This window comes from Piscinibacter sp., assembly GCF_050175855.1.
In the GTDB taxonomy this organism is placed as follows: domain Bacteria; phylum Pseudomonadota; class Gammaproteobacteria; order Burkholderiales; family Burkholderiaceae_C; genus Piscinibacter.
The window spans coordinates 1-7,449 of sequence record NZ_JBFXIO010000257.1 but is presented as its reverse complement, the minus strand read 5'-3'; the positions used below and the strand labels follow the sequence as shown (position 1 = coordinate 7,449).

Sequence of the window (7,449 nt, the reverse complement as noted above, 5' to 3'; positions counted from 1 at the left end):
GCGATGACAACCAGTTCTCCTGGGCGCCGATGCAGGAGGTGGCCAAGCTGTTCATCGGCATCTTCCTGACCATGATCCCGGTGCTGGCGATGCTCAAGGCCGGCGAGGCCGGGGCGTTCGCCGCCGTGACGCGCGCGGTCACCGGCGCCGACGGCCAGCCGCTGCCGTGGGCCTACTTCTGGTTCAGCGGCGTGCTCAGTTCCTTCCTCGACAACGCGCCGACCTACCTGGTGTTCTTCAACCTCGCCGGCGGCGACCCGCAGGTGCTGATGACCACGCTGGCCTCGACGCTGGCCGCGGTGTCGGCCGGTTCGGTGTTCATGGGCGCCAACACCTACATCGGCAACGCGCCGAACTTCATGGTCAAGGCGATCGCCGAAGACCGCGGCATCCGCATGCCGAGCTTCTTCGGCTACATGGCCTGGTCGTGCGCGATCCTGATTCCGCTGTTCGTCGTGATGACCTTCATCTGGTTCCGCTGACCGTTTCCCTCACAAGAGAGCAACCGAGACATGACCCGACCCGCCGTGCTCGTCGCCCGAGCCGTCTTCCCCGAAACGATCGCCAAGCTTCGCGCGCACTTCGACGTGGAGGACAACCCGGCCGACACGATCTTCACCAAGGCCGAGCTGAGCGCGAAGCTCGCCGGCAAGGCCGGCGCCTTCATCACCGGCAGCGAGCGCATCGACGCCGAGGTACTCGACGCCAATCCGCAGCTGCGCGCGGTGTGCAACATGGCGGTGGGCTACAACAACATCGACGTCGATGCCTGCACCACGCGCGGCGTGCTGGCCACCAACACGCCCGACGTGCTGACCGAGACCACCGCCGACTTCGGCTTCGCGCTGATGATGGCCGCCGCGCGCCGCGTGGCCGAGAGCGAGCACTTTCTGCGCCGGGGCGAGTGGACCAAATGGTCCTACGACATGTTCGCCGGCAGCGACGTGCACGGTGCGACCCTGGGCATCCTGGGCATGGGCCGCATCGGCCAGGCCGTGGCGCGGCGCGGCGCGCTCGGCTTCGGCATGAAGGTGAGCTATCACAACCGCAGCCGCCTCGCGCCGGAGATCGAGGCGCCGATCGGCGCACGGTATGTGGACAAGCAGACGCTGCTGCGCGAGTGCGACCACCTGGTGATCGTGGTGCCGTACTCGGCCGCCAGCCATCACGCCATCGGCGCGGCGGAACTCGCGCAGATGAAGCCGACTGCGACGCTGACCAACATCGCGCGTGGTGGCGTGGTCGACGACGCGGCGCTGGCCGTGGCGCTGCGCGAGCGGCGCATCGCGGCCGCGGGTCTCGACGTCTTCGAAGGTGAGCCCAAGGTGCACCCCGATCTGCTGACGGTGCCCAACGTCGTGCTCACGCCGCACATTGCGAGCGCCACCGTGGCCACACGACGTGCGATGGCCGGCCTGGCGGCCGACAACCTGATCGCGGCGCTGACTGGCGCCGTGCCGCCGACGCCGATCAATCCCCAGGTGCTCGCCGCGCGCGGCTGAGCCAGCGGCTCAGAGGAATCGTTCGAGCAGCCGCCGCGAGCGCTTGTCGAGCGCGCGCGCGTCGGCGATGCGGTAACCGACGCCGTGGCTGTCGGTGACCAGCAGTGCCGAGCCCCCCAGGCGGCGGATGTCTTCCTCGCCCTTGAGCACGAGCGTGGTCGTGCCCCGATCGGTGCGCACGGTCCAGGTGCTCGGCGTGGTGAAGGTCGTCACCTCGAGCAGGGCCTCGATCACCGGCGCGAACTCGCGCCGCGCGAGTTCCTCGCCAAGCAGCGTGCGCGCCTCGGTGGGCAGGTCGGCCAGACGGTCGATCCAGGCGCATTCGCGGCCGTCGGGGCCGACCAGCGACAGCGCCCCGGCCGGGTCGGACAGCGGGAACGCGCGCACCGGCAGCACGCCCGTGTGATGCGAGCCGTCGGCCAGCACCAGCACCAGGCGGCCGTGCGCGTCCCGTGTCAGTTGCATGCCGCTCATGCCACCCCCGCTGGATGCGCTGCAGGGGCCGCGGGCGGTGCCACGCGCGCATCGCGCTCGTCGTCGCCTTCGTCGACCTGGCGAGCCTGCGCCTCGTGCAGCCGCCAGTAGGCGCCCTGGCGCGCCAGCAGTTCGTCGTGCGTGCCGACCTCGACGACCCGGCCGCGGTCCATCACCACCAGCCGGTCGGCGCGGCGCAGCGTCGACAGGCGGTGCGCGATGGCGATCGTGGTACGGCCCTGCACCAGGTTGTCGAGCGCCTTCTGGATCTCCTTCTCGGTCTCGGTGTCGACCGAGGAGGTGGCCTCGTCGAGGATCAGGATGCGCGGGTCGATCAGCAGCGCGCGGGCGATCGAGATGCGCTGGCGCTCGCCGCCCGACAGGCCCTGGCCGCGCTCGCCGACCATCGAGTCGTAGCCGTGCGGCAGGCGCAGGATGAACTCGTGGGCATGCGCCGCGCGTGCCGCCGCGATGATCTCCTCTCGCGTGGCCCCGGGCTTGCCGTAGGCGATGTTCTCCGCCACCGTGCCGAAGAACAGAAAGGGCTCCTGAAGCACCAGGCCGATGTGGCGGCGGAAGTCGGCCACGCGGAAGCGCCGCAGGTCGACGCCGTCGACCTTGATCGCGCCGTCGGTCACGTCGTAGAAGCGGCAGATCAGGTTGACCAGCGTGCTCTTGCCCGAGCCGCTGTGGCCGACCAGGCCGATCATCTCGCCGGGCCGGATGTCCAGGTCCAGAGCGCGGATCACCGAGCGGCTGCCGTAGCGGAAGCCCACGCCCTGCAGCGACAGGCGGCCTTCGAGCCGGTCGATCGCCACCGGCTGGGCCGGCACGGGCACGTTGCTCACGAGGTCGAGGATGTCGAAGATGCGCATGGCGCCGGCCGCGGCCTTCTGCGTCACCGAGACGATGCGGCTCATCGAGTCGAGCCGGCCGTAGAAGCGGCCGATATAGGCGACGAAGGCGGTCAGCACGCCCACGGTGATCTGGTTGCGGCTGACCAGCCAGATGCCGAAGGCCCACACCACCAGCAGGCCGATCTCGGTGAGCAGCGAGACGGTGGGCGAGAACAGGCTCCAGGTCTTGTTCAGCCGGTCGTTGACCTCCAGGTTGTGGCGGTTGGCGCGGCGGAAGCGCTCGGATTCGCGCTTCTCCTGCGCGAAGGCCTTGACCACGCGGATGCCGGGAATGGTGTCGGCCAGCACGCTGGTGACCTCGCCCCAGACGCGGTCGATCTTCTCGAAGCCGGTGCGCAGCCGGTCGCGCACGAGATGGATCATCCAGGCGATGAAGGGCAGCGGCAGCAGCGTCACCAATGCGAGCGAGGGGTTGATGTTGAACAGGATCACCGCGGTCATGGTGATCATCAGCACGTCGGTGGCGAAATCCAGCGCGTGCAGCGAGAGGAAGACGCAGATCCGATCCGATTCGCTGCCGATCCGTGACATGAGGTCGCCGGTGCGCTTGCTGCCGAAATAGTCGAGGCTGAGCTGCAGCAGGTGGTCGAAGGTGGCGGTGCGCAGGTCGGCGCCGATGCGCTCGCTGACGATCGCCAGCAGCCAGGTGCGCCACCAGCCCAGGCCCCAGGCCACCACCGCCGCGCCGAGCAGCCCCGACAGCAGCAGCAGCACGTGCCCGGGATCGATCTGCTGGCCGTTCTGGTACGGGATCAGCACGTCGTCCATCAGCGGGATGGTCAGGTAGGGCGGCACCAGCGAGGCGGCGGTCGACACCAGCATCAGCACGAAGCCGAGCAGCAGTTGCCAGCGGTAGGGTCGGGCGAAGCGGGTGAGGCGCAGCAGCACCCAGGTGGAGGGCGGCGTCGGCGACTCGGCGGCGAAGTCGGTCTCCTCGGCTTCCGGCGCGTCGTCGGGCTCGGCCGCACCGTCTGCCAGACGACGGACCTGCCGCTCGAACAGCGCCAGCAGGCGCAGCGCGGCCGGGTCGGCGCCCAGGGTGTAGCGCCACACCGCCAGCCGGGCGGACGTGTCGTGCAGCGAGAGCTGGCCCACGCCGCCGTGGTCGGCATGCTGCAGGCTCAGGGCAGGGCCCAGCGGCCAGGCCTGCCAGGTGTCGGCGCCGGCCCGGGCAAGCAGGCGGCGGTCGGTCAGAAGCAATTGGCCGGCGGCGAAACGGTCCTCGGCGTCCAGGTCAACGTCGAGGCTGGCCAGCACGTTCTCCCCTGGCTCGAGCGGCGCGGACGTGGCCGCGGCGAGCACAGGAGACGGTTCGGATGAAGGCATGGGTCGGGGCGGCGGAAGCGCGCGATTGTCGCGTAACGCGCCGGCCGGCCGGCACGCCGACCGCAGGGGACGAATAATCCGCCCCCAGAGTCCGCCGACGCGGCCCCGCCGGGCCGCCCCGAACCGATGACCACCTTCGACGACATCCGCCTGCTGCGCGTAACCTACCTGCGTGGCCCCAACCTCTGGACCTACCGCTCGGCCCTGGAGGTCTGGCTGGACCTGGGCACCCTGGAGGAGTTTCCTTCGAACAAGCTGCCCGGCTTCGTGCAGCGCCTGACCGCCGCGCTGCCGGCGCTGGAGGAGCACCACTGCGGCGTCGGCGAGCGCGGTGGCTTCCTGCAGCGGCTGCAGGAGGGCACCTGGATGGGCCACGTGCTGGAGCACGTGGTCATCGAGCTGCTCAACCTGGCCGGCATGCCCACCGGCTTCGGCCAGACGCGCAGCACCTCGCAGCATGGCGTCTATCGCATGGTGTTCCGTGCCCGCGACGAGGCGGTGGCGCGCTGCGCGCTGGAGCAGGGCCACCGCGTGCTGATGGGCGTGATCAACGGCCGCGCGGTCGACGTGCCGGCGGCGGTAGCGGCGGTGCGCGAGGCCATCGACAGCGCCTACCTGGGGCCGAGCACCGCGCACATCGTCGCCTCGGCCACCGACCGGCACATCCCGCACCTGCGCCTGAACGAGGGCAACCTGGTGCAGCTCGGCCACGGCAACCGCCAGCACCGCATCTGGACGGCCGAGACCGACCGCACCAGCGCCATCGCCGAAGGCATCGCGCGCGACAAGGACCTGACCAAGCGGCTGATCGCCGCTGTCGGCGTGCCGGTGCCGGAAGGGCGCACCGCCGCCAGCCCGGCCGAGGCCTGGGAGGCCGCGCAGGACATCGGGCTGCCGGTGGCCGTCAAGCCCACCGACGGCAACCACGGCCGCGGCGTGACACTGGACCTGTCCACCCGCGAGCTGGTCGAGAAGGCCTGGACGCTGGCCGACCAGGAAGGCAGCGACGTCATCGTCGAGCGCTACATCCCGGGCAACGAGCACCGCCTGCTGGTCGTCGCCGGGCAGGTGGTGGCGGCGGCGCGTGGCGAGACTGCGTGGGTGCAGGCCGATGGCCGCATGACCGTGGCCCAGCTGGTCGAGGCCCAGCTCAACTGCGACCCGCGCCGCGGCGAGACCGAAGACCACCCGCTCGGCCGCATCGAGGTGCGCGAGGACGGCAGCATCCTGGCCGACCTCGAGCGCCAGGGCCTGCCGCCCGACAGCGTGCCCGAGGCCGGCCGGCGCGTGCTCATCCAGCGCAACGGCAACGTGGCGATCGACTGCACCGACGAAGTCCACCCCGACTTCGAGCGCATCGCTTCGCTGGCGGTGCGCACGGTCGGGCTGGACATCGCCGGCGTCGACCTCGTCGCGCAGGACATCTCGCGGCCGCTGCACAGCCAGCCGGCCGCCGTGGTCGAGGTCAATGCCGGCCCGGGGCTGCTGGCCCACCTGAAGCCGGCGGTCGGTTCGCCGCGGCCGGTGGGCAAGGCGATCGTCGACCACCTGTTCCCGCCCGGCGACGACGGCCGCATCCCGATCGTCGGCATCGCGGGCGGTGGCGATACGCATCGCGTCGCGCGGCTGGTGGCCTGGCTGCTGCAGCTCTCGGGCCGCCAGGTGGGCCTGGCCTGCCGGGAGGGCCTGTTCCTCGGCACGCGGCGGGTCGACGAGGGCGATGCCACCGATGGCGAACTGTCGGAGCGGCTGCTGCTGAATCGCAACGTCGATGCCGCCGTGTTCGAGAACGGCGCCTCGACCATCCTCGACCAGGGCCTGGTCTATGACCGCTGCCGCATCGGCGTGGTCACCGACCTGGAAGGTGGTGAATCGCTTGAGCGCCACGACATCCGCGACGCCGACGGCCTGCCGCGCGTGCTGCGCACCCAGATGGACGTGGTGCTGGCCGATGGCATCGGCGTGCTCAACGCCGACGACCCTCGCATCGCCGAGCTGGCGCAATACTGCGACGGCAGCGTGATCCTCTACGCCACCGACGCCGCCGCGCTGGCCGCCCATCGCGGCGAGGGCGGCCGCGCCGTACTGGCCCGCGACGGCCGGCTCTGGCTGTGCGATGGCAGCGCGGAAACGCCGCTGACGCTGCGCGCGCCCGGCAGCCTGGGACTGCCCGTGCTGCTTCCGGCGGTGGCCGCGGCCTGGGCCTTCGGGCTCGCGCCGGCGCTGCTGGCCGCCGGCATCGACACCTTCGACGCCCACACTACTGCCGACACCCTCTGAGCCACCATGGAAGTCACCCGCATCCGCGCCCTGCGCGGACCCAACCTGTGGAGCCGGCACACGGCGATCGAGGCCATCGTGCGCTGCGAGCCCGACGAGCGCGAGATCCGCGCCGGCGATCCGCGTGAACTGCGTCTGCGCAACCTGCTGCCCGAAGTGGCTCCCGTGCGTCCGGTCGGTGACGCCGACTCGGTGCCGCTGGCGCGCTGGCTCGAGCGGCTGACGCTGGCCCTGCAGGCGCGTGCCGGCTGCCAGGTGAGCTTCGCGCGCACCTCGGCGGCGCCGGAGGAGGGCGTCTACCAGATCGCCGTCGAGTACACCGAAGAGAAGGTCGGCCGGCGCGCCTTCGAGCTGGCCCGCCAGCTGCTCGGCGCGGCCATCGCCGGCGAGCCCTTCGACGCCGATGCCGCGGTGGCCGAGCTGCGCGCCATCGACGAGGACGTTCGGCTCGGGCCCAGCACCGGATCGATCGTCAACGCCGCGCTGGCGCGGGGCATCCCGTACCGGCGCCTGACCGAAGGCAGCCTGGTGCAGTTCGGCTGGGGCGCGAAGCAGCGCCGCATCTGGGCCGCCGAGGTCGACTCCACCGGCGCGGTGGCCGAGTCCATCGCGCAGGACAAGGACCTGACCAAGCGGCTGCTCGCCGCCGCCGGCGTGCCGGTGCCGCGCGGCCGTCCGGTCCAGGACCTGGAGGACGGCTGGGCCACGGCGCAGCAGCTCGGCCTGCCGGTGGTGGTCAAGCCGCGAGACGGCAACCAGGGCAAGGGCGTGACGGTGAACATCGTCGGGCGCGAGCACTTCGAGGTCGCCTACCGCGCTGCCAGCGAGATCGGCGAGGTGATGGTCGAGCAGTTCCTGCCCGGCCACGACTTCCGCCTGCTGGTGGTGGGCGACAGGCTGGTGGCCGCGGCGCGCCGCGACCCGCCGTACGTGGTCGGCGACGGCGTGCA

General features: G+C 71.4%; 6 protein-coding genes. 4 read left to right on the top strand and 2 right to left on the bottom strand.

Annotated elements, in window-relative coordinates; genetic code table 11:
• Together AB7U92_RS17870 and AB7U92_RS17865 are read left to right on the top strand one after the other, a co-directional pair.
• A partial coding sequence (locus AB7U92_RS17870; RefSeq protein WP_428579911.1) for a sodium:proton antiporter occupies nt 1-482 on the top strand: 482 nt, incomplete at its 5' end.
• A 30-nt stretch (nt 483-512) separates the two neighbouring features.
• Nucleotides 513-1,502, top strand: coding sequence for a 2-hydroxyacid dehydrogenase (locus AB7U92_RS17865; RefSeq protein ID WP_428579908.1), 990 nt, complete (start codon nt 513-515; stop codon nt 1,500-1,502).
• Between the two features lie 9 nt (nt 1,503-1,511).
• Here AB7U92_RS17865 and AB7U92_RS17860 read toward each other — a convergent pair whose 3' ends face one another.
• Together AB7U92_RS17860 and AB7U92_RS17855 are read right to left on the bottom strand one after the other, a co-directional pair.
• Nucleotides 1,512-1,976 carry a DUF1854 domain-containing protein gene (locus tag AB7U92_RS17860; RefSeq protein WP_428579905.1) on the bottom strand — a complete coding sequence of 155 codons (465 nt, stop codon included), beginning with the start codon at nt 1,974-1,976 and terminating at the stop codon, nt 1,512-1,514.
• The gene (locus AB7U92_RS17855) at nt 1,973-4,219 is read right to left on the bottom strand and encodes an ABC transporter ATP-binding protein (RefSeq protein ID WP_428579902.1); all 2,247 of its coding nucleotides are present in this window, start codon (nt 4,217-4,219) and stop codon (nt 1,973-1,975) included. The genes AB7U92_RS17860 and AB7U92_RS17855 overlap by 4 nt, the downstream gene beginning before the upstream one ends.
• 126 nt (nt 4,220-4,345) lie before the next feature.
• Here AB7U92_RS17855 and cphA point away from each other — a divergent pair, with 126 nt between their 5' ends.
• Complete coding sequence (cphA, locus tag AB7U92_RS17850; protein ID WP_428579899.1) at nt 4,346-6,499, top strand: cyanophycin synthetase; 2,154 nt, start codon at nt 4,346-4,348, stop codon at nt 6,497-6,499.
• Nucleotides 6,500-6,505: 6 nt separating this feature from the next.
• Nucleotides 6,506-7,449 (top strand): cyanophycin synthetase family protein (locus tag AB7U92_RS17845; protein ID WP_428579896.1); only part of this gene is annotated, 944 nt, incomplete at its 3' end.

Bases quoted from the DNA above. Each gene is read 5' to 3' on its own strand.
- AB7U92_RS17865 (WP_428579908.1), top strand. From the start codon at position 513: ATGACCCGACCCGCCGTGCTCGTCGCCCGAGCCGTCTTCCCCGAAACG.
- cphA (WP_428579899.1), top strand. From the start codon at position 4,346: ATGACCACCTTCGACGACATCCGCCTGCTGCGCGTAACCTACCTGCGT.
- AB7U92_RS17860 (WP_428579905.1), bottom strand. From the start codon at position 1,976: ATGAGCGGCATGCAACTGACACGGGACGCGCACGGCCGCCTGGTGCTG.
- AB7U92_RS17855 (WP_428579902.1), bottom strand. From the start codon at position 4,219: ATGCCTTCATCCGAACCGTCTCCTGTGCTCGCCGCGGCCACGTCCGCG.